The sequence below is a fragment of the Brenneria tiliae genome, from assembly GCF_023347575.1.
In the GTDB taxonomy this organism is placed as follows: domain Bacteria; phylum Pseudomonadota; class Gammaproteobacteria; order Enterobacterales; family Enterobacteriaceae; genus Brenneria; species Brenneria corticis.
Window position 1 is genome coordinate 150,603 of sequence record NZ_JAKPCB010000097.1, and the last position, 22,362, is coordinate 172,964.

At 59.1% G+C, this 22,362-nt stretch carries 18 protein-coding genes and 1 pseudogene; 9 read left to right on the forward strand and 10 right to left on the reverse strand.

What is annotated here, in order from left to right; translation table 11 throughout:
• Nucleotides 1-97 precede the first annotated feature (97 nt).
• From MFP24_RS11920 to dkgA, 6 genes are all read left to right on the forward strand, one after another.
• Nucleotides 98-1,399: an anaerobic C4-dicarboxylate transporter gene (locus MFP24_RS11920; RefSeq protein ID WP_249230300.1), complete on the forward strand. Its 1,302-nt coding sequence runs from the start codon at nt 98-100 to the stop codon at nt 1,397-1,399.
• Between the two features lie 110 nt (nt 1,400-1,509).
• On the forward strand, nt 1,510-1,731 hold the full coding sequence (locus tag MFP24_RS11925) for a ribbon-helix-helix domain-containing protein (protein ID WP_249230301.1): 222 nt from the start codon (nt 1,510-1,512) through the stop codon (nt 1,729-1,731).
• Complete coding sequence (locus MFP24_RS11930; protein ID WP_249230302.1) at nt 1,728-2,108, forward strand: type II toxin-antitoxin system VapC family toxin; 381 nt, start codon at nt 1,728-1,730, stop codon at nt 2,106-2,108. Before MFP24_RS11925 ends, MFP24_RS11930 begins: the two co-directional genes overlap by 4 nt.
• Nucleotides 2,109-2,264: 156 nt before the next feature.
• Nucleotides 2,265-3,458, forward strand: coding sequence for a cystathionine beta-lyase (gene metC / locus MFP24_RS11935; protein ID WP_249230303.1), 1,194 nt, complete (start codon nt 2,265-2,267; stop codon nt 3,456-3,458).
• A 224-nt stretch (nt 3,459-3,682) separates the two neighbouring features.
• Nucleotides 3,683-4,342: a DedA family protein gene (locus MFP24_RS11940; RefSeq protein ID WP_249230304.1), complete on the forward strand. Its 660-nt coding sequence runs from the start codon at nt 3,683-3,685 to the stop codon at nt 4,340-4,342.
• Nucleotides 4,343-4,507: 165 nt separating this feature from the next.
• Nucleotides 4,508-5,341 carry a 2,5-didehydrogluconate reductase DkgA gene (gene dkgA / locus MFP24_RS11945; RefSeq protein ID WP_249230305.1) on the forward strand — a complete coding sequence of 278 codons (834 nt, stop codon included), beginning with the start codon at nt 4,508-4,510 and terminating at the stop codon, nt 5,339-5,341.
• A gap of 51 nt (nt 5,342-5,392) precedes the next feature.
• Here dkgA and MFP24_RS11950 read toward each other — a convergent pair whose 3' ends face one another.
• Nucleotides 5,393-6,130: a GntR family transcriptional regulator gene (locus MFP24_RS11950; protein WP_249230306.1), complete on the reverse strand. Its 738-nt coding sequence runs from the start codon at nt 6,128-6,130 to the stop codon at nt 5,393-5,395.
• A gap of 237 nt (nt 6,131-6,367) precedes the next feature.
• Nucleotides 6,368-6,541 carry a hypothetical protein gene (locus tag MFP24_RS11955; RefSeq protein WP_249230307.1) on the reverse strand — a complete coding sequence of 58 codons (174 nt, stop codon included), beginning with the start codon at nt 6,539-6,541 and terminating at the stop codon, nt 6,368-6,370.
• Nucleotides 6,542-6,628: 87 nt separating this feature from the next.
• Between MFP24_RS11955 and MFP24_RS11960 the strand changes: the two are divergent.
• Nucleotides 6,629-8,053, forward strand: a pseudogene (locus MFP24_RS11960) (purine-cytosine permease family protein).
• On the forward strand, nt 8,050-8,985 hold the full coding sequence (locus MFP24_RS11965; RefSeq protein ID WP_249230308.1) for a PfkB family carbohydrate kinase: 936 nt from the start codon (nt 8,050-8,052) through the stop codon (nt 8,983-8,985). Before MFP24_RS11960 ends, MFP24_RS11965 begins: the two are co-directional and overlap by 4 nt.
• Nucleotides 8,986-9,010: 25 nt before the next feature.
• On the opposite strand, the gene ftsP is transcribed toward MFP24_RS11965, so the two are convergent.
• From ftsP to parC, 3 genes are all read right to left on the reverse strand, one after another.
• Nucleotides 9,011-10,426 carry a cell division protein FtsP gene (gene ftsP, locus MFP24_RS11970; RefSeq protein ID WP_249230309.1) on the reverse strand — a complete coding sequence of 472 codons (1,416 nt, stop codon included), beginning with the start codon at nt 10,424-10,426 and terminating at the stop codon, nt 9,011-9,013.
• A gap of 140 nt (nt 10,427-10,566) precedes the next feature.
• Nucleotides 10,567-11,304, reverse strand: coding sequence for a 1-acylglycerol-3-phosphate O-acyltransferase (locus MFP24_RS11975; RefSeq protein WP_249230310.1), 738 nt, complete (start codon nt 11,302-11,304; stop codon nt 10,567-10,569).
• Nucleotides 11,305-11,493: 189 nt separating this feature from the next.
• Nucleotides 11,494-13,764, reverse strand: coding sequence for a DNA topoisomerase IV subunit A (gene parC / locus MFP24_RS11980; protein WP_249230311.1), 2,271 nt, complete (start codon nt 13,762-13,764; stop codon nt 11,494-11,496).
• Between the two features lie 400 nt (nt 13,765-14,164).
• On the opposite strand from parC, the gene MFP24_RS11985 reads away from it, so the two are divergent.
• On the forward strand, nt 14,165-16,543 hold the full coding sequence (locus MFP24_RS11985) for a TonB-dependent receptor domain-containing protein (protein ID WP_249230312.1): 2,379 nt from the start codon (nt 14,165-14,167) through the stop codon (nt 16,541-16,543).
• A gap of 42 nt (nt 16,544-16,585) precedes the next feature.
• Here the strand turns inward: MFP24_RS11985 and MFP24_RS11990 are convergent, their stop codons facing one another.
• From MFP24_RS11990 to MFP24_RS12010, 5 genes are read right to left on the reverse strand one after another with little or no spacing between them, the layout of a single operon-like run.
• Nucleotides 16,586-18,106 (reverse strand): class I adenylate-forming enzyme family protein, encoded by a 1,521-nt coding sequence (locus MFP24_RS11990; protein WP_249230313.1) that lies wholly within the window; start codon nt 18,104-18,106, stop codon nt 16,586-16,588.
• Nucleotides 18,107-18,109: 3 nt separating this feature from the next.
• Nucleotides 18,110-18,847 carry a CoA-transferase subunit beta gene (locus MFP24_RS11995; RefSeq protein ID WP_249230314.1) on the reverse strand — a complete coding sequence of 246 codons (738 nt, stop codon included), beginning with the start codon at nt 18,845-18,847 and terminating at the stop codon, nt 18,110-18,112.
• A 4-nt stretch (nt 18,848-18,851) separates the two neighbouring features.
• A complete protein-coding gene (locus tag MFP24_RS12000; RefSeq protein ID WP_249230315.1) occupies nt 18,852-19,706 on the reverse strand; it encodes a CoA transferase subunit A in 855 nt (284 codons plus the stop codon).
• A 13-nt stretch (nt 19,707-19,719) separates the two neighbouring features.
• Nucleotides 19,720-21,324: a rhodanese-like domain-containing protein gene (locus MFP24_RS12005; RefSeq protein ID WP_249230316.1), complete on the reverse strand. Its 1,605-nt coding sequence runs from the start codon at nt 21,322-21,324 to the stop codon at nt 19,720-19,722.
• The gene (locus MFP24_RS12010; RefSeq protein WP_249230317.1) at nt 21,317-22,312 is read right to left on the reverse strand and encodes an ABC transporter substrate-binding protein; all 996 of its coding nucleotides are present in this window, start codon (nt 22,310-22,312) and stop codon (nt 21,317-21,319) included. Before MFP24_RS12010 ends, MFP24_RS12005 begins: the two co-directional genes overlap by 8 nt.
• Nucleotides 22,313-22,362 lie beyond the last annotated feature (50 nt).

Here is a 22,362-nt window from a genome sequence, read left to right on the forward strand (position 1 = left end):
ATCCTGAAGCGGTGAATCAGTTCGGCGATCGGGCGCGGCCCGCGCTCCTGCAACGCCAAAGAAGGCGGGTATATCACATTGTATTAAGGAGCATTGTATGCTGATCCCGGAACTCATTGTTGTGCTGTTCGCCATCTACCTGGGGGCGCGGCTCGGAGGCATAGGTATCGGCTTTGCCGGAGGCCTGGGCGTGCTGATTCTTACACTGGGTTTTCATATCAAGCCGGGGGCGATCCCGTTCGATGTTATCGAAATCATCATGGCGGTTATCGCCGCTATCGCCGCCATGCAGGTGGCGGGCGGCATGGATTATCTTGTCAGCCTGGCGGAAAAACTGCTGCGCCGGCACCCTAAATACGTCACCTTTCTGGCCCCGCTGGTAACCTATTTTATGACCCTGCTGGCCGGTACGGGGCATACCGCCTTCTCGACGCTGCCGGTTATCGCGGCGGTGGCCAAGGAACAGGGAATAAGGCCTTCACGCCCGCTGTCGATCGCCGTGGTGGCTTCGCAGGTGGCGATTACCGCCTCGCCGATTTCCGCCGCGGTGGTGTTTGTCGCCGGTATTCTGGAGCCCTACGGCATCGGTTATCTGACGCTGTTGGGTATTTGCATTCCCACCACCCTGACCGCCGTCCTGCTGGCCGCCGTCATCACCAATTTCCTGGGCAAGGAGCTGAAAGATGATGAAATTTATCAGGAGCGTTTGAGAAAAGGCGACGTCGCCGTAGGCAATATCAATACGCAGGAGATAAAACCCGGCGCCAAGGTGTCGGTGCTGCTGTTCCTGATCGGCATTATCGCAGTGGTGTTTTACGCCACGGCGATCAGCGATAACGTCAAACTGATCGCCAACCCGGTATTGCCGCGCAATGAGGCCATCGTGGTGTTTATGCTGACCATCGCCACGCTGATTTGCCTGGTCGCTAAAATCGATACCGCGAAAGTGCTCACGGCCAGTACCTTCCGTTCGGGGATGAGCGCCTGCGTCTGCGTGATGGGCGTCGCCTGGCTGGGGGATACTTTCGTCAAGGCGCATATCAGCGACATTCAGGAAACCGCCGGCACGCTGTTGCAGAGCTACCCGTGGATGCTGGCCGTGGTGCTGTTTTTCGCCGCCATGCTGCTCTATTCACAGGCAGCCACCGCCAAGGCGCTGATGCCCGCGGCGCTGCTGCTCGGGGTTTCGCCGATAACCGCCGTCGCGTCGTTCGCCGCCGTTTCCGCCCTGTTCGTCTTGCCGACCTACCCGACCTTGCTGGCCGCGGTGGAAATGGATGACACCGGCTCGACCCGCATCGGGAAATATGTGTTCAACCACTCGTTTCTGATACCCGGCGTGCTGACCATTTCGCTGTCGGTCATCTTCGGCTTTATTCTCGGCAATATCCTGCTGTAACTCGCCAGGTGAGCGGCGCCCGGCAAGCGCCGCCACTGTTTCTTCCATAGTAGAAAACCGCGCTTTGATATATGATGCATATATCAAACATCATTTGGGAGGACATGCCGATGCCCCGCATTGTCATCGATTTACCTGAAGAGGATCTCCGACAGCTGGATAACCTGAAGGCCATTCGCCGCGTGGCGCGGGCCGAGATAATCAGGCAAGCTCTGGCCGGCTATCTGGAAAATAATCGCGCGGATGGCAATAACAATGCATTTGGCCTGTGGAAAGACCAGAACATTGACGGGGTTGATTATGAAAATCAGCTCCGCGAGGAGTGGGAATGACGGCTCAATCGGTCCTGTTTGATACCAATATCCTGATTGATTATTTAAACGGTATTGCGCAGGCGAAAAACACCCTTGAAAAATTTAGCCACAAACCGGCCATCAGCGTTATTACCTGGATGGAAGTGATGGTCGGCGCGAAAAAAATGTCCCAGGAGCAAGAAACCCGGACTCGCCGGTTTTTAGCGCAGTTTTCGTTACTGCCGGTGACCGATGAAGTATCTGAACGCGCCGTTATAATCCGCCATGAAACTAAAATAAAACTGCCTGATGCGATCATATGGGCGACGGCTCAGGTAAACGCCAGGACGCTGATTTCGCGCAACCCGAAAGACTTTGGCCCCGAGTCAGGCGTGATTGCGCCTTACCAGCTTTAGAATATAAACCCTTCACCGCTATTTTTCCCTTCAATCAGAAAAGCACGTCCACAGGCGGCGTAAGCCGTGATAACGTAGAAAATATCAGGTAAGCGGGGGTCATCCCGGCGTTAATCGCCCGGTGCGGCCAAAAAAGAGATAAAGGTGATATCGGTTATGACAAGCAAGAAAACGGCAACAGTATTGGTCAGCGCGGGGCGCAGCAAAAAATTTACCCAGGGATCGGTCAACCCCGTCATTCAGCGGGCCTCCTCTCTGGTATTCGATACCGTCGAGGACAAGAAGCACGCCGCCATCAATAGGGCCAGGGGCGCGTTATTCTACGGCCGGCGCGGCACATTGACCCATTTCTCTTTGCAGGAAGCGATGGTCGAACTGGAAGGCGGCGCGGGCTGTGCGCTGTATCCCTGCGGCGCGGCGGCGATCGCCAATACGATCCTTTCGTTCGTGGCGGCGGGCGACCATCTGCTGGTGACCGGCTCCGCCTATGAACCCACGCAGGGCTTCTGTGATACGGTTCTGAGTAAGATGAATATCAGCACCACCTATTTCGACCCGTTGATCGGCGCCGGCATCAGCGAGCTTATACAGCCAAACACCAAGGTCGTGTTTCTTGAATCGCCCGGCTCCATCACCATGGAAGTACAGGATGTCCCGGCGATTGTGCAGGCCGTTCGCCGCGTCAATCCGGAGATCGTGATCATCATGGATAACACCTGGGCGGCGGGCGTGCTGTTCAAAGCGCTGGAGTCCGGGGTCGATATCTCGGTGCAGTCCGGCACCAAGTATATTGTCGGCCACTCCGATGCCATGCTGGGTACGGCGGTGGCGAACGAGCGCTGCTGGGTCCAGCTACGCGAGCATTCGTATCTGATGGGGCAAATGGTGGATGCCGATACCGCCTATGTCGCCAGCCGCGGCCTGCGTACGCTGGGGATCCGGCTTAAACAGCATCAGGAAAGCGGCATTCGCATCGCAAAATGGCTATCTGAACGCCCCGAAGTGGCGGTGGTCAATCACCCCGCCCTGCCGGAATGCAAAGGCCATGAATTCTACGTGCGCGATTTTAAAGGAAGCAGCGGCCTGTTCTCATTTGTATTAAAAGACAAACTGAGCAAAACGCAGCTGGCCCACTATCTGGATAACTTTGAACACTTCAGTATGGCGTATTCATGGGGCGGCTTTGAATCGCTGATTCTGGCCAACCAGCCGGACGATCTGGCATCGATCCGTCCGGCGGCCGGCATCGATTTCAGCGGCACGCTGATTCGGTTACATATCGGGCTTGAAGACTGCGACGATTTAATCGACGATCTGGCCAGCGGCTTTAACCGGATCAAGGAAGTGTGATAGACCGCCGGGCATCTATTTGATTTAACTGCATCAGCGATGGGTAAAGCGTGTATCATGGTAAGGTATTTTATTGACCGATACCGCTTTGCCCTAACTTAACGATTATCCTAATAAGCATTTAACCTTAACAAATTAAGCTTTTAGCCCTGCGTTGCCATCCGCGAATCAAGCACGATAGGATCGGCCATTTTTAGGGCTTCAGTCACCTGGCAGGACGTAATATGAGTGTGGTTCACGACATTATTCAGGCGCTATGGCAGCAGGATTTCAGCGCGCTGGCCGATCCCCATGTCATCTGGGTGGTTTACGGTATTTTGTTTACCACCCTGTTTTTGGAAAACGGTTTGCTGCCCGCCTCTTTTCTTCCCGGCGACAGCCTGCTGCTGCTGACCGGAGCCATGATCGCCAAGGGCGTGATGAGTTTTATTCCCACCCTGCTGCTGCTGACGGTGGCGGCAAGCCTCGGATGCTGGTTCAGCTATCTTCAGGGCCGCTGGCTGGGCGATACCCGGCTGGTGAAAAGCTGGCTGCTGCAGTTGCCCGCCCACTATCATCAGCGGGCTTATCACCTGTTCTACCGTCACGGACTGGTGGCGCTGCTGATCGGCCGTTTTCTGGCCTTTATCCGTACGCTGTTGCCCACCATCGCGGGTATTTCCGGACTCAGCAATACGCGCTTTCAGATATTCAACTGGCTCAGCGGTTTCCTCTGGGTCGGCGGCATCGTCACCCTCGGCTACAGCGTGAGCCACATTCCGCTGATAAAGCGCTATGAAAATCAGGTGATGACGGCATTGATTCTTCTGCCCGTGGTGCTGCTGGTGAGCGGATTAATCGGCATGCTGGTTATGGTATGGCGCAAGAAACGCTCAGCGGCCTGATCGCCCCAGGGCATATTCCTTAGCCCGCGAAACACGCCTCCGTTTCTCTACTATAATTAATCGATCTGCCCCCTAGGGTGCAGAACCGATATCGCATCGGCCGCACCGGTAACGGGCTAGCTACTCCCGTTAATCACTGATTAACAATTAAAAAAGGAGAGTGATATGACGCAACCCAAACTTAAACTGGCTGACGGCAATATCATCCCCCAGTTGGGCCTCGGCGTCTGGCAGGCGAGTAACGAAGAAGCGGTGACCGCCGTCACCGAAGCATTAAAAACGGGTTATCGCGCCATCGATACCGCCGCCATTTATAAAAACGAGCAGGGCGTCGGCCAGGCATTGCAATCCGTTGGCGTGCCGCGTGAAGAACTGTTTATCACCAGCAAGCTGTGGAACAGCGATCAGAAAGATCCGCAGCGGGCATTGGAAGAGAGCCTGCGAAAACTGCAGTTGGACTACCTGGACCTTTATCTTATTCACTGGCCGCTACCGCAGCAGGACACCTATGTGGAGGCCTGGCGCGGGCTGATTAAATTACAGCAGCAGGGGCTGGTAAAAAGCATCGGCGTCAGTAATTTCCACACCCACCACCTGCAACGGCTGAAAGATAACACCGGCGTGTGGCCGGTTATCAATCAAATTGAGCTGCACCCGCTTTTCCAACAGCGCCAGCTGCATACCTGGAACGCCACCCACCGTATTCAGACCGAGTCCTGGAGCCCGCTGGCGCAAGGCGGCGCGGGCGTATTCGATCAGCCCATTATCCGAAAGCTGGCGGTGAAGTATGATAAAACCCCCGCGCAAATCGTCATCCGCTGGCATCTGGATAGCGGATTGGTGGTCATCCCGAAATCCGTCACCCCGGCGCGCATCAGAGAAAATTTCGACGTGTTCGATTTTCGCCTGGATAAAGATGAACTGGGCGAGATAGCGAAGCTGGACAGCGGCAAACGTCTGGGCCCCGATCCCGATACGCCGGAAAAGGAAAAAGAGTGACGCCTCCTTCCCCTCGCCGGCCGAGTGCCGGCGATATTTCACCCACGACGCTCAATCCGTTACCTGAAACTCATACACATCGCTGCGGCAGTATACTTCGCAGTATTCCAGCAGCTCGCCCTGCGCGTTATAGGTATGCTGACGGCTTAGCAGCAACGGCGCCCCCACAGGCACGCCGAGATGCCCGGCAACGTCCGCCGGCGACGCCACCGCTTTTAGCCGATAGCGCTTTTTATCCGGGTAGATATTGTGCGCCGCCCAGTATTGATACAGAGAGTGTTCCAGCCGTTCCGGCTCCGGCAGCAGCGCCAGCGGGATCCAGGTGGTTTCCAGCGACGCCGGCTGCTCATTAATCAACCGAACCCGTCGCAGGTGAGTGACCTGGGTATCTTGTGGCAATGACATCTCTTCGGCGATCGCCGCGGGAACTTTTTCCCTGCGCCTTTCCAGCCACAGATTGCCCGCCGCGCCGCCCAGTTGCTGAACCAATGCGGTAAACCCCGCCTCATCGTCATCCAGAGAATAATTTAAATGCTGACAGACTCTGGTGCCGACGCCCTGCTGACGCACAATCAGGTCTTTTGCTTCCAGCAGCGCCAACGCGCGGGAAACCGTAACGCGGGACAACCCGACTTGCTGAGCGATCAATCTTTCCGCCGGTAAAAATTGGCCGGCTAGCGCTTTGCGCTGATCGATTGCCGACTCAAGCAGCGCGGCAAGTTGCATATAACGAGGTGCTGAAGACGGTTCGGCCAACCTGGCGCGCACCCAAAGAAGTAATTCCTGCATACCGCAGCCTTTTCATTGTTTTACGCTGCTTCCAGCATACCCAATTGTTAAACACAAATACTAAACCGGATGTAGAGTGTAGGACAAGATTCGCCAGGACTTGGATTGGCATCATAAAGGCATTAAATTGGCCTTGCGCGATGGATTTAATTTTCGTACTCTGAAAAAAGAAGCGCCAACACCAGGGTCATTTTTAACGACCTATCAGAAATCCTCGCGCGCCATCCCCGGCCGTCTTTAGCGGCGGACCGTCGGCGACGCAACGAGGATGCCATCGGAGTGATGGACGCAGGAGCCGGTTCGCCGCTGTTTGGTCGGACCGAGAATATTCTGCCCGACCCCGATAATAATATCGCCGGTGAACCTGCCGACGTTACGCATAAAACCGACGCATTCACCACGTTCCGACATTGATAAAATCATACCCTGCCGGATCCGCTGGCGCCGACTAAGCTTTATGTTACGCTGAGAATCGGTACGGAAAAGGAGCATGCCGATATGAGGGACGCACGGCAAGACGCCGCAACACCACCGCAAAACAAAGTATGGAAAGTCGAAAGCACCGGTATCGATTTGGTGCCGGAAGCCGAGCGCACCGGCAGGCCGCTGGAATTATTCTGGATCTGGTGCGCGGCGAATATCGGCATCCTCGGCATCGTCTACGGCGCCATTATCGTGTCGTTCGGTCTTTCCTTTATCCAATCAATCCTTGCCGCCATTCTCGGCGTGGCCAGCTTCGCGCTGGTCGGCTTCACGTCATTTGCCGGTCAAATCGGCCGCACCGCCACGCTGACGCTCTCGCGCACGATTTTCGGCGTTAAAGGCAATATCGCGCCCACGGCATTCAGTTGGTTCAACCTGATGGGCTGGGAGGCGGTTAACCTGATTACCGGCACCCTGACGCTGTCCGCGCTGTTTGAAGCCACAGGGTTAAGCGGCAGCCACTCGCTGACCGCCGTGTGTCTGCTGCTTTTCGGCGGCCTGACGATTGCCGTCAGCATCCTGGGACAGAACACGCTGATCCTGCTGCAAAGCTGGATCACCCGTATTTTCGGCACCATGACGCTGGCGGTGGTGATTTATATTCTGTTCAACACCCCGTGACATAAGGTGCTGGCGCTGCCGTCCGGCGACTGGCTAAGCGGATTTTTGCCCGCCGTTTCGGTGATTGCCGCCGGCACCGGCGTAGGCTGGACTATCGCCGGCGCGGATTACAGCCGCTATCAGAATCCGTCGTCCGGCCGCGGCCGCGTGTTTGCCGCCGTCGTCGGCGGCGCGGCGCTGCCGCTGGTACTGCTGATGCTGGCCGGTATTCTGCTGTCGTCGCAACTGCCCGAGCTCGCCAGTTCGGCCAACCCGATCGCGCTGATCGGCACGGCGCTGCCGCCCTGGATGTCGGTGCCCTATCTGTTGACCGCCACGGCGGGCATCGTCACCATCGCGGTATTAAGCCTGTATTCCGCCGGCCTTAACCTGCTGACCATCGGCGTGAAAATGCGCCAGTCGGCGGCGGTGGCTCTCGACGCCGTGCTGGTGGTCGCCATCGCCATCTACGTGCTGTTTATTTCCGGCGATTTTCTGACGCCCTTTATCTCCTTTCTGATTTTCTGCGGCCTGTTCCTCGGCCCCTGGTCGGCGGTGTTTATCCTCGATTACCTGCTGATTCGCCGCCGCCATGGCTATGACCAGGATGCGCTTTTCGGCCTGAACGGCAAAAACCGCGGCGTACGCTGGGTTCCGCTGTTTTGCTGGCTGCTGGGCGCCGTATCCGGCCTGATGGTGACAAAAACCGGCTTTATCGACGGGCCGCTGGCGCGGGGTATCTTCGCCGATTCCAGCCTGGGGCTGTTTGTCGCGTTCGGCGTCAGCCTGGTCGCCTACTGGCTCTATCTGCTGGTTAACCCGCAAGAGAAACGGGCATGACGCCGTTTGCGCCCGAACGTCCGGTGGTGGTGGTCGGCGGCGCCTGCGGCGATATGCTGCTGGCGCTTCCGCGCCTGCCGCGCCGCGGGGAAGATATTGAGGGGAAAGATCTCGGCCGGCAGATCGGCGGCTGCGCCTTTAACGTGGCCCGCACCCTGCACCGCCTCGACGTGCCGATAATCAACGGTATGCCGGTGGGCAACGGGCCGTGGGGAAAAGCCGTCGCCGCCGCCATGGCGCAGATGAACCTGCCGGTGCTGATGCGCCATACGGAGATGGATAACGGCTGGTGCCTGGCGCTGACCGAGCCTGACGGCGAGCGGACGTTTATCGGTATTACCGGCTGTGAAGCGCACTGTAGCCGGGAAATGCTGCAACGGCTGGCGCCGCCCGACCATGCCCTGCTGTACCTCAACGGTTACGAACTGTTCGGCGCCGGCGGCCGGGCGCTGCGCGAGTGGGCGCTGGCGCAGACGGCGCAAAAGCTGATTGATTTTGGCCCGCGTTTACCGCTGATCCCGGCGGATTTTATCGACGCGCTGTCCGGCAGCAATACCATCCTGACCTTGAATCGCGATGAAACCGAACGGCTATGCGGCGCAGGCGACCCGGTTGCACAGGCGCTGCGCTACGCCCGGCGCAGCGGTTTAACGCTGATCTGCCGCCTGGATAAGGAAGGGGCGTGGATTTGTCCCGCCGACGGCGAGCCGACCGCCGTGGCGCCCTACCCGGTAACGGTGGTGGATACCATCGGCGCCGGCGACGCGCACAGCGGCGGCCTGCTGGCCGGCCTGTCGGCGCACTGGCCGCTGCGCGATGCCGTCGATCTGGCCAATCAGGTGGCGGCCTGCGTGGTGGCAGGTCAGGGCGCGGCCGCCGCGCCGGACTGGGATACCCTGCGCCGGCGCTTCCCCACACCGCGACAGCCGTAGCCGGCCGCCGTCCGGCAGGGCGGCCCTAAATCGGCGCCTGCACGACAAGTTGCCCGGTCGAGCCGCGATCGGCCATTTCCAGCGTTTGGCTGTAATACAGAAAGGGGAAAGCCGCCGACGACGGCTGGGTGAAATACACCAGCAGCTCTACGTCGCTATCCACCCAAACCGTATCCTTCCAGCCGCTGTCCTCTACCGGCACCGCCCCGCCGTTGACGCTGCGCACCAGAAACTTCACCCCTTGAATATGGAAGGGCTGGGGAGTATCCGCATGGATTAGCCAGCGCTCGCAGCGGCCCGGCTGCGTCTGCACGTCGGCGCGCGTCATATCCCACATCGCCCCGTTAATGCCCGGCAGGCTGTCGCCCAGACGGAACTCGCGGGTGCGGCTGATACTGCCTTCGATAATGTTATCCGCCAGCAGACGCATCGGCAGGTTATCGGTCACCAGAGGTAATAACCCCGTGGGCTTCAGCGTTAATATCTGCGTCGAAATCAATATGCTGGACGGCTCAAACAATCCGCGCAGGCGATCCATAATCCCGGCGGACTCGCCGGCGGTCAGCGTCGTCTCATCCCCCTGCGACATATCGATCAGGATTTCCCGCCGTTCGCCCGGCGCCAGCGAGATCTGACTGACGGCCATCGGCGCCGGCAGCAACCCCTGATCGCTGGCGATAACGTGGATCGGGCGTCCGTCGCTCAGGCGCATGATATAGCGGCGGGCGTTCGAGGCGTTGACCAGCCGTAAGCGCACCCAGCCGCGGGATACCTCGACAAAGGGATTCTGCACGCCGTTGACCAGCAGTATATCGCCGACAAAACCGCCGCTGCCCGGCGGGTCGTAAATCGGCGCGCCAAAGTTATCCAGGCGTTTATCCTGAATAATCAGCGGAAAATCGTCCACGCCGTAGTGATTGGGCAGCGGCAAGGATTTACTGATGCTGTCTTCCACCAGCCACAGCCCCGCCAGCCCGTTGTAGACGTGCGGCGCCATGCGGTTCGGCGTATTGGCGTGATACCAGCAGGTGGCCGACGGCTGGCGGATCGGCAATACCGGCGACCAGTCCATGCCCGGCGATATAATGCGCGCCGCGCCGCCCATCAGCGAACCGGAAACCTGTAATCCGCCGATGGTCATGGATACCGGTTCAGTGAGCCGGTTGCTGTAAATCAGCTTGACGTCATCCCCGTCAAACACGCGCACCGTCGGCCCCAGATAACGCCCGTTAATACCCCAGACCGGCGTTTTACGCTCGCCGCTGAAAGCCCAGTGGGCGCGTTGCATCGTCAGAAACAGCGGCTGCCCTCGGCGCGACTCCAGCAAGGGGGGGATCGGCAATGCCGTTGGCGTGCCGCCTGCTCTCGCCGACAGGGGCCGGCTCCCCGCATACAACGCAAAACCCGATGCCTGAATAAACTGACGTCGGCTGAGTGACATAGTTGCTCCGTAAACCTGTTAAACCGTATGCAAAATGTAGCTTCCGAACCAAAAAGCGGAAGATAATAAAATGAATGTAAACTGCCGGCGGCGCTGCCGGATGCATTATCCCCGCGGCCGTCGGGTTGTCACGTGGCGGTTTATTTTTTTTCCGCCGCTTCACGTTCGGCGACTTCGGCGTCCAGCTGCGCCAGTTTGGCGGCCATCAGCTCATGGCAGTGCGCCGCCAGTTCACGGACCTGCTCTTTAGTGTAGGAACGGGTATCGATCGGCGGCAACATTTCCACAATCACATGGCCGTTATTCCAGCGATTCAGCTTCACCTTATTGCTGGTGGTGGAAACGCAAATCGGCACGATCGGTACTTCCGCGCTGATGGCGGCATGAAAGGCGCCGGTTTTAAACGGCAGCAGCCCGCGCCCGCGGCTGCGCGTGCCTTCCGGGAACATCCAGATGGAGATATTGTTTTCTTTGATGTGCTTGACCACCTGGGCGATGGTGCCGTGCGCTTTGGCCCGGTTGTCGCGGTCAATCAGCAGATTGCCCGCCAGCCAGTACAGCGGACCGAAGAAAGGGATCCACAGCAGGCTTTTCTTGCCCACGGTGACCGTACGCGGCTGCACCGCGTTTGATGCGGTGACCATATCGTAATTATTCTGGTGATTGGCGATATAGATACATTTGCCGTAATGCGCCGCCTCCGGCGGGATCCGCAGCTCGACCTTCAGGCCGAACAGCCTGGACAGACGCCCGAACATATGACCGAACGTCGCCACATGGCGTGGATTTTTAGGACTGAAAAGACAGTAAATGGAGCCAAAAATACAGATCAGCAGCGAAAATAGAATCACCACGATAAAACGAAGAATGAATAACATAACAACCTCATTAGCCAACCGCCGCCGCTAGTATATACCTTTCAGCAACGCTAGTGGCTATCGCGACGTCGCGATAAAACATAATGGCCTTTTTTGCTGACCGGATAGCGATCCTTTCAGCGGACAAAAACCGCCGGGAGCGGGAAAAACGGGGAACAGGCGGCCGCCTGTTCCCCCGGCGTGGATGATTTACTCTTCGCTGCCGCCGTCGCCCGGTCGTTTCGGCGCATCGACATCAATGCGATCGATACGCTGCAGGCCGCGCAGCAAGGTGCCTTTCCGTCCGCGCTCGGACTGGTATTTCTGCAGCTCGTTGGCGCGCAGAACCAGTTTGCGTTTACCGAAGTACAGCGTCACCGACGCCTGCGGCGGCAACAGCAGCAGCCAGGTCAGGCGATCCTTGCCGCTGGCGAAGTCCGCCGACGAAATAGAGATAATTTTATTGCCTTTCCCTTTCGACAGTTGCGGCAGGTCGGAAACCGGGAACAGCAGCATCCGGCCCGCGGCGGTGATCGCCAGCAGCGTATTGTCATCCCCGTTGATCTCCAGCGGCGGCAGCACCCTGGCGTTGTCCGGCAGGGTGATAATCGCTTTGCCGGCGCGATTGCGCGCCACCAGATCGTTAAAGGTGCAGACAAACCCGTAGCCGGCGTCGGACGCCATCAGCAAGGGCTGATCGTCCGCGGCCATCAGCACCTGCTCCACGGTCGCCCCCGGCGGCGGCGTCAGCTTGCCGGTTAACGGTTCGCCCTGTCCGCGCGCCGAAGGCAGCGTCAGCGGATCGAGCGCATAGCTGCGGCCGGTCGAGTCAATAAATACCACCGGCTGATTGGTTTTACCCCGGGCGGCGGAGCGGAAGCTGTCGCCGGCTTTGTAACTCAGCCCGGACGGATCGATATCATGCCCTTTGGCGCTGCGCACCCAGCCCATCTCCGACAGCACGATGGTGACCGGCTCCGAAGGCACAAAGTCATGCTCGCTCATCGCTTTCGCTTCAGCGCGTTCCTTCAGCGGTGAACGGCGCTCGTCGCCGTAGGTCTGGGCGTCCGCCTGAATTTCCTTTTTCAGCAGGTTGCTCAGCTTACGTTCAGACGCCAGCAAGGCCTGCAAATGGTCGCGCTCTTTCGCCAGATCGTCCTGCTCGCCGCGGATTTTCATCTCTTCCAGCTTGGCCAGATGGCGTAATTTCAGTTCCAGAATCGCTTCGGCCTGGGTTTCGCTCAGGCTGAACTGGCGCATCAATACCGGCTTCGGCTCGTCTTCCGTACGGATGATGTGGATCACTTCATCAATATTGAGGAACGCAATCAGCAACCCTTCCAGAATATGCAGGCGCTTAAGCACCTTCTCCAGCCGGTAGTTCAGGCGGCGGCGCACGGTATCACGGCGGAATACCAGCCATTCGGTCAGAATTTCAACCAGGCCTTTTACGCCGGGACGACCATCCAGACCGATCATATTCATATTGATGCGGTAGCTTTTTTCCAGATCGGTGGTGGCGAACAGATGGTTCATCACCTGATCCAGATCGATGCGGTTGGAGCGCGGCACCAGCACTAAACGGGTGGGATTTTCGTGGTCCGACTCATCGCGCAGGTCTTCAATCATCGGCAGCTTTTTGGCGCGCATCTGGCTGGCGATCTGCTCCAGCACCTTGGCGCCGGAAACCTGATGGGGCAGCGCGGTGATCACCGCTTCGCCATCCTCTTTTTTCCAGATGGCGCGCATACGCACCGAACCGCGCCCGTTCTGGTAAATTTTACGCACTTCGTCGCGCGGGGTAATGATTTCCGCCTCGGTGGGGAAATCCGGCCCCTGAACGTGCTGCAACAAATCCTCCAGCGTAGCGCCGGGCTTATCGATCAACGCCACCGCGGCGGCGGCGACTTCGCGGATATTGTGCGGCGGGATATCGGTCGCCATCCCGACGGCGATCCCGGTGGTGCCGTTCAGCAGAATATTCGGCAGACGGGCAGGCAGCATTTTCGGCTCCTGCATAGTCCCGTCGAAGTTCGGCACATAGTCCACCGTGCCCTGCCCCAGCTCGTTAAGCAGCAGCTCGGCGTATTTGGACAGCCGGGATTCGGTATAACGCATTGCCGCGAACGATTTCGGATCGTCCGGCGCCCCCCAGTTCCCCTGACCGTCCACCAGCGGATAACGGTAGGAGAACGGCTGCGCCATTAACACCATCGCTTCGTAACAGGCGCTGTCGCCGTGCGGATGGTATTTACCCAATACGTCGCCCACGGTACGGGCGGATTTTTTAAACTTGGCGCTGGAATTCAGGCCCAGCTCCGACATGGCATAGACAATACGGCGCTGCACCGGCTTCAGCCCATCGCCGATAAACGGCAACGCCCGGTCCATGATGACGTACATGGAGTAGTTCAGGTACGCATTTTCAGTAAACGTGTGCAGCGCCAGGCTTTCCGCGCCGTCATGCGTCATCTCGCTCATTTATCTCATTTCCTCACATCGCGGCGCGATTATTACCCTCTTCGGCGCGCCGCACAGCGGTATGGTCGGCGGGGATAATACCTTATCCGGCCAGGGTCTGTCACAAACAACAGCGGCGGTACGCCGTGTTCACCATCCAGGGTTCAACCTGAAAAAGGCGGCTCCGCCATCCCCGCGCCCAAGGTTTTATTAAGAATTATTCATCATTATTGCAACACCAAATGATAATGATTAACATATGGTAATGATTATCATTCCCTTATTTTTTATAGTGTTATCGCCGTAAATTTCGGGTCGCCGCAGGGCAGATACCGGCCGTTTGTTTTCCGCCATCGCCATTGATTGCCGGCACCGCTACCGAGAGTGCCGGCCGGACAGTTCCATAGCAAAGAGTATCATCATGATAATTAATAAGAATTTAAATAAAATCCTGCTTACCGGGGTATTAGCCGGCGTCGCGTTCAACGGCGCTGCCGCTGAAACTCAGACCATCCCACAGGCTAATGCGGCCGACGAATCACACCCAGCCGGCGACGTAATGACGGTTTATGCGCCGAAAATCGAGAAAAAGGCGGGTTCGACAGTGACGCTGACCGCCGAAGAGATACAGAAAAACGGCGGCAATGATTTCGGCACCATTATGCGCTATCAGCCATTAATCAGCGCCACCGGCTCGGGCGGCGGCTCGACCGCCGGTAAAAGCGGCTTCGATCGCGGCGGTTATACCGGCTACAACATCCGCGGGATAGAGAGTAACCGCGTCGCCATCGATGTTGACGGCATTGCGCTGCCCAACGCCACCGGACGCAGCTACGCCAGCCGGGCAGGGTTAAATACCTTTGGCATGGGACGAGACTACATCGACCCTTATCTGTACGGCCGGGTCAATATCGAATCCGGCGCCACCTCCGCCGAGCGGGCCATTAACGCGCTCGGCGGTGCGGTATCCTTTGTGCCCAAATCAGCCGACGATTATCTGTCCGCCGGCAAGCATGACTACTTTGGTTTCCAGAGCGACTACGACTCAGCCAACCGCGGTTGGCATAACGGGATCACCGCCGCGGGCGGAGATGGAGAACTACGCGGCATTGTGGTCATCAGCCGCCGGGACGGTCAACAAACCCGCAATAACAGCGGCGATATCTCCGCTTATCCGGCGAACTGGCACTCCAATGCGATATTGGCTTCAGGCATCTGGCAACCGAATGATGAACACCAGCTTACCGCTACGGTGGACTACTACCATAAAACCAACCATACCCATTACGATTACTGGGGCAACCTGCCCGCCAGCGACACCATTTACGGCACGGCGCAGCAAAGCAGCCAAACCCGCCGCTGGAATGTCAGCCTGAAAGATCGCTGGACGCCAGTCAACAATACGCTGGTCGATCTGGTCGATAGCCGCATTTTCTTCCAGAACAGCGAATCGCACGATAATACCTGGCTGCCGGCGACCACCGGCGCTTCCGCTCACGATAACCACCGGGTTTACTCCGACTACAATGTCAAAACCTATGGACTGGAAACTCGTATGGTGAAAGGCTGGGAGCGGCATGAATTCAGTTGGGGCTTCAATGCCAGCGCCTCCCGGACGGAACGGCCGTTCAGGCAAGACCCCAATCAGAGCGGCGCCAATAACATCATGAAACCGGAGGCGGACAGCGAAAGCCACACTCTGGGCGGATTTGTTCAGGACACCATCAGTTGGGATCTGGCTGGCCACGCGTTCTCAGTGGTTCCCGCGGTGCGCGTAGCGCATCAACGAACCAAACCGACGAATCTGGGTAATATGAACGGCGACGGCAGCGTGATCGGCGAATCCGACGTCAGCGCGCTCTATGGCAAGGCCAACAGCGATACCCAGGTATTACCGGGACTGAGCCTGCTGTACGAAATTACCCCGACGCTGACCACCTACCTGCAATACCAACGCGGCGCCCAGTTCCCCGATGCCAGTCAGCTGTATGGCAGTACCAATCTTGACGCCAATTATGCCGGTCCATTCCAGTACGCCTTTATCGGCAACAGCGATCTGGATACCGAAACCAGCAATAACGTCGAGTGGGGTCTGAAAGGTGAAGCGACGGAAGGCGTAACCTTCCGCGGCGCCCTGTTCTACAACACTTACAAGAATTTTATCGCCAATACCCGCTACCGCCGCAGTGCCGATCCTGAGAAATTCGTCAACGTTCCCAGCAATATCTCCACTATCTATCAGGCGGAAAACCGCGATAAAGCCTATATCTACGGTGGTGAAATCAGCGCCACCTTCAACGTCGGCACCTGGTTCGAACAGGTCGACGGTCTGAGCACCACGCTGGCCTTCGGCTATACTAAAGGCGCGGCCAAATCCAGCTATCAGGGCGACAAATATGTCGATCTGGACAGCGTTGCGCCAATGAAAGCGGTGGTCGGCATTGCCTATGACGATCCGCAGCAGCGTTACGGTGCGGCGTTAACCTCCACCTTCCAGAAAGGTAAACAGGCCTCCGCCACCAACAGACAGAGCTATAACAACGCCGGCGCCCCCATCACCGACGCCACGACCGACTATATGCGCATTCCCGGCTATGGTCTGGTCGATCTCACCGCCTACTGGCGCGTGCTGCCCAATGTGAAACTGAGCGGCGGCATCTATAACCTCACCGACCGCAAATACTGGGATTATCTAAGCAGCCGGCAGATTGAAACCGCCACTATCCAGGATCGCTACGAACAGGCCCTGGCCGTGGCGCCCGGCCGCACCTTCCAGCTTGGCGTCAACGTGGATTTCTAATCCCGACCGGCGTCAGGGCATAGCCCTGACGCCCCGCGCCCCTCAACCCAGACGGGACCTTAGCTGCTTGCGGTCGATTTTCCCCACCGCGTTTTCCGGCAGTTTTTCCAGCCAATAATAGCCGGCCGGCGCATGGCTGGCCGGCAGAAACGCCTTGATATGGTTATCGAGCTCCCGTTCGTCCGGCGCGCCGCCCGGCACGGGTTCGATAAACGCGACCGGCACCTCGCCCAGATCCGCGCAATGGCGGCCGACCACGCAGCAGCTGCGGACCGCCGGATGTTTCAGCAGGATATTTTCGATAAGTTCCGGCGAGATATTTTCCCCGCCTCTGACGATCAGGTTTTTCAGCCGCCCGGTGATGGTTAAAAAGCCCTCCCCGTCAAAACGGCCGATATCCCCGGTGCGTAGCCAACCGCGTTCTATCGGGCTTGGCGCGCCGTCCGAGCCGACATAGCCGCGCATCAGCGAATCGCCGCGAATGCAGATTTCCCCCTCCGCCGCCGCATTCCAACCGCCGGGGCTGAACAGGGCAACCTGCTGCCCCGGCAGCGTTTGCCCCACCGTACCGATCTTTCTGCCGCCGGGCGGATTCATGGTCGACGTACAGGTCGCTTCGGACAACCCGTAGGAAACCAGCAGCTCCACCCCGAACGCCGCCTCGATATCCCGATGCAGCGACTCCGCCAGCAGCGCCGAACCACAGCGCAAAAAGCGCAACGATTTAACGTCCAGAGGGTGCGGGAGCGCCTTTACCACCTCCAGCACGCGCGAATAGATGGTCGGCACCCCGGTCATATAGGTTACGGCGTAGTCCGACAGCCATGACGGCACCCGTTCCGCCCGGAACCTGTCGGCCAGAATCACCGTCGCCCCTTGCAGCAGCGGCGCGATAATCTGGTTATTGACGCCGTTGGTATGGTGCAGCGGCATCAGATGCAGCAACCGATCGGCCGGGGTAATGCGCGTCACGGCGATAACGCCGCGCGCATTATTACGCAGATTGCGATGCGACAGCACAATTCCCTTGGGCTTGCCCGTGCTGCCCGAGGTAAACAGCAACATCGCCGGCTCGTCGCCCGAACCGGCGGAAACATCCTGCTCTTGTCGCCGCTCCCGGCTTAGCAGGGCCGACGAGCGATAAACACGCACGCCTTCCGGCACGCCGACATCTTCCTCGTCCGTTACCAGCACTTTCATCGCCACCGCGGCCATGCGCTCGGCGATAACCGGCCAGGAAACTCGCGGCTCCATAAAGCTCGGGCAGAACCCCGCCTCCATCAGCCCCAGGAACAGGGCGACGCCGTCGACCGAGCGCGGCAGCCGAATACCGACAAACCGCGCCTCCCCCGGCGCGAACCCGGGACGCAGCAATCTGTCGGCGCCCGCGGCGTAGGCGCTGACCCGCTGATAAAAATCATCATAGCTGACGTGCTGCGCCTCTTCAGGCCGCGGGGCGGGAACGATAAACGCCGTGCGCCCGGCTAGCGCATGGGGACGGATGCTGCGCAGAAAATCCACTGTTTCTCCCTCGGTGGAAGGCATGTCGTTACCATTCAGCATAATTTATTCATCAATATGCAGATTCAGATCCGCCGCAAAGCGGCCGTCGGCATCCAGTTCGCGCAGCGCCTGCCGCTCCGCGCGCGTCGGCAGCGGCGCCGGCTCGGCGGCGGCATAATCAAAGGCGAATCCGGTCATGGCGATAATCTGTTCGACGCTTTTCGCCGGGTGCCGGTATTTCAGCGCCAGCCGGCCGTGCCGCTTTTCAAACACCGCCGACGGGGTGACCAGACCGCTGACGCCGCCGCTGGCGGTGGTGAAATCCAGCCTGTCGACCAGCGTGCGGGGAGAGTGCTCGGTGCGCCACGTCACCGAGCGTCTGGCGGTCGGCAGCATGACCGCTGCGCCCCCGCCCCCCGGCAGACGCACCTTGGGCGCGCGCCAGTCGCCGATACAGGACACGTTGGTATTGCCTTTGCCATCCACCTGCGCCGCCCCCAGAAAGCAGAGATCCAATGCGCCTCTGGCGCACAGATCATAGAAATCCTCGTTGGCGAAAATCGCGCGCGAGCCTTCCGCCAGCACCGGGTCTGAGCTGGATAGCGGCACGAAAGAGGGCGTAGGGTCGACGCCGCCGGCGACATTGATATAGGTGAAGTCAAAGGCGTAGCTTTTTTTGGCCAGCAGACACGCCAGCATGGCAACCGAAGAGTTCACCCCGGAGAAGGTAATTTCATCGGGCCGGATAAACCTGGCCAGATTGACGACCAGAAATGAAAACGGCGAAAAAGAGAGGCTCATCACACTACTCCACGCTTTCCTGAGACGCCTCCGGCGCCATATCCAGATGCTGCTGCAGGAACGACGCGTCCCGCTGCGCCAGATAACCCTCTATCGCCGAACCATCCAGCGGATAATACGGCCAGCACGACCCCGGCCACCCGCCCCGCGGCACCACGGCGACGGCCTCGACCATAAAGTGCGGGATCAGCGTCAGTTCCGGGCGCGCCGCAAAGGCTTCTTCCTCCACCAGCTTTTCCGCCGTCAGCAGTACGCGCCCCGCCGCTCTGGAAATGAGATGGTCCCAGTTCGCGGTGCCGAACACCCGGCCGTCGCCATAGCGCGTCGCTTCGGCGACGTGTATCACCGCCACGTCAGGCTTGATGCGCGGGATAACCCAGGTGGTTTCGCCGGAGCCATAGGGATCGGGCAGCGCGACCCATTGATTGAGCGCCGCCAGATCGGAACCATGCACCCCCGCCACCGGCTGAAACGGCACGCCAAACGCGGCGGCCCGCAGCCCCGCCGTCAAGGTGGCGCAGGCGTGCTCTTCCAACGCCAAACGGCCCGTCTCCACCGCGCGGCGATACCAGGGCGCCAGGCCGAAATTCCCTTCCATCGCCACGATACCGCAGCGCGCTTTGGTCGCCACGCCCGCGCGGCAAAGAATGTCGATATCGTATCCCGGCGATTGTTTGATCAGTTCGATATCCCGCCGCCGCTGCCGGATCAACTCGCGGATCAAGGCGAACGGCGAACGATGCAGACAGGTTCCTCCCACGGCCAGCGACGAGCCGTCGGCAATGCGGGCGGCCAGTTCACCGAGAGAGACCAGCTTATCGCGGGGCTTTTTCGCCCCGGTTAGCGCGTTATATGACATAGACAGCTGTCCGTTAATGGCCGACAAGATTAAATTTCGCGATGCCGTCCCGCTTCAGTTGCTCCACCAGCTGCAATTCCCAGTCGATGTACCCCTGCATGGCCGATTTCGGACTATCAACGCCCTCATAGGGTCGTTTATAAACGTCATCAACCGGAATCAGGGTAAAACCGAACCCCGGCTCCAGCGGAAGGCGGGCCTCGCGCCAGCCGCGCGTTCCCCCCGCCAGCGCAAAGCAGCGTTTGTCGGTCAGGCGTTCAAGTTCGGGCAACGTCGCCCGCGCCAACTCGCCATCGGCGGAGGTCAGAACCAGATTTTCCGCGCCGGAAAGCGCGGGCAACAGCTGCGGCAGATAAATCCCCGGACAGAACAGGGCGCCGGAAATATGACCTTTGGCATAGACGCTGCTGCGCGATAAATCGATGACCGCCGTTTTGCCCTGCTCCAGCCAACGCGACAGCGTTTCCGGCGTAACGGTCGGGGCGGCCGTCGCCGGCGTCTTCTCCGGCGGCGCGACGGCGGGTTTCAAATCCGCCGCCAGCCCTCCTTCCAGCACGGCGACGTCTTTCCAGCCCATCTGGCGCAGCCAGGAGGCGGTGACCGCCGCGCGCACGCCGTCATCGTCGGCCAAGACGATACGGGCGTTGCGGATGCCGATATATTCGTCCGTCGCCTGCACCAGCTGCCCTCCGGGGGCGTGCCGGAATCCTTCGGCCCTGACGAGCCGATACTCTTCCGGGCTGCGCACGTCGAAGCAGAACAGGCTGCGGGCGTCCGACTCCTCCCGCCACGCCCGCAGCTCGTCGCGGGTGATAAAGCGCGCTCCCGCCCGTTTCGCCAGGGCCTCGGCGGCGGCGCGCGCTTTGCGCAGGTTCTCGGCGCCGACCCGCTCCGGCGCCCTGCGGCCGGCGCCGTATTCCAGCTGTAAACCGGCTATCAGCCAGCCGATGGTGCCGTTACGCAGCGCGACGACATGCTTGAACAGCCCGGAATTAATCAGCGACTGCGCGCCGATAATCGAGCGCGTCCGGCCCGCGCAGTTCACCACGATCGTCGTGTCCTCATCCCTGACCAACTCCGCGGCGCGCAAGACCAGCTCCGCGCCGGGAGCGCTGATCGAACCGGGGATCGTCATCACCTGATATTCGGAAAACGGCCTGGCGTCGAGAATGACGATATTGTCGCCGTTGCCGATGCGTTCCTGCAACGCTTGCGCCGTAATCATCGGCGTGTCGGCATAGTGCGCGACCCACTCGCCGAACGCTTTCGAAGGCACGTTGACGTCACGAAACAGTTCGCCGCCGGCCTGCAGCCACGCGGCCAGATCGCCCTTCACCGCGACGATATTCTGGTAGCCTTTCGCCGTCAGCCGCCGGTACGCCGTTGGCGCCAGCCCTTTATCGGCGTCAAACAGGACGACGGGCGCCCGGCGGTTCGGCACCAGACGCGCGACGCTCACCTCCAGCTCCGACAGGGGGATATTCACCGCCAGATAAGGCTGGGCCCGGCTGAACTCTCCCTCTTCCCGCAGATCGATTAACGCGAACTCGCTCTCCGAGCGCAGCAGCGCCAGAGTCTGTTCGCTATCGATATAGGATAATGCGCGGTCATTACTCATGGATCACATACTCTTTAACGTTGACTTTTTGCTGTAAAATACGGTGTTTCGTCAGCCAGTCCACGGCGAACTGGAACTGTTTAAGAAAGTCCTCATCGTTCGGTTTGAAAAACTGGTAGCTTCGGTTGAGGGAAATAAAGTAATTCTTGATTTCATCGCTGTATTTCCCCGCTTTCTGGCTGACCGCCTCCACCTCCTGTGGATGCGCGCTCGCCCATTCGCCCTCGGCGGCAAAGGCTTCGCTGACGGCTTTCACAATATCGGGATGCTGCCGGGCAAAGTCTTTATGCACCAGGAAGGAGTTGAAGTCATAAAGCGCGTCCAGATCCTTTTCTTCAAACACGTTGTGCGCTTTATAGTTCTGCCGCGCGATATCGATCGCCGGGCTCCACCATGACCAGGCGTCCACTTTGCCGGCGCCCAGCGCCGCCGCCGCGTCCGCCGCGTTCAGATAAACCGTTTTGATTTTATCGCGCTCGATGTTGTGTTTTTCCAGCGCGGCGACGAATAGCACCTCTCCCAGGCCAGAGCGGTTAACGGCGACCGTTTTGCCGATCAGATCCTCGAACTTGTTAATGCCGGAGTCGTCTTTGGCGATAATGGCGGAGGTTCTGGGCAGATAGATATAGAATTGCGTAAACGCCACCGGCGAGCCGGCGAGAATGGCGGCCACCCCCGGCGTGGTCGAACCGCCGAAGCTGAAATCCGCCGAACGCCCCACTACCGCCTGAATCGACTGGGCGTGGCCGGGAAAAGGACCGACCCACTCCACGCGAATGCCCTGCGACGCCAGGCGCTTATCCAACTCTCCGCGCTCTTTGGCCAGCAGCGTGATATTTCCGCCGCCCCGGGCATAGGTCAGCCTCACCGTCTTGTTCTGCTCCGCCTGATTATCCGCATTGGCGTATAATGGCGCCAACAGTGCGCCCACCATCGTCAATATCATGCCGAAGCCGGTTATTGTTAATTTTCGCTGCACCTGCGCCATATATTTCCCCTGAAAAATTAAACCGATAATGAAACCCTTTTTATTCCCGG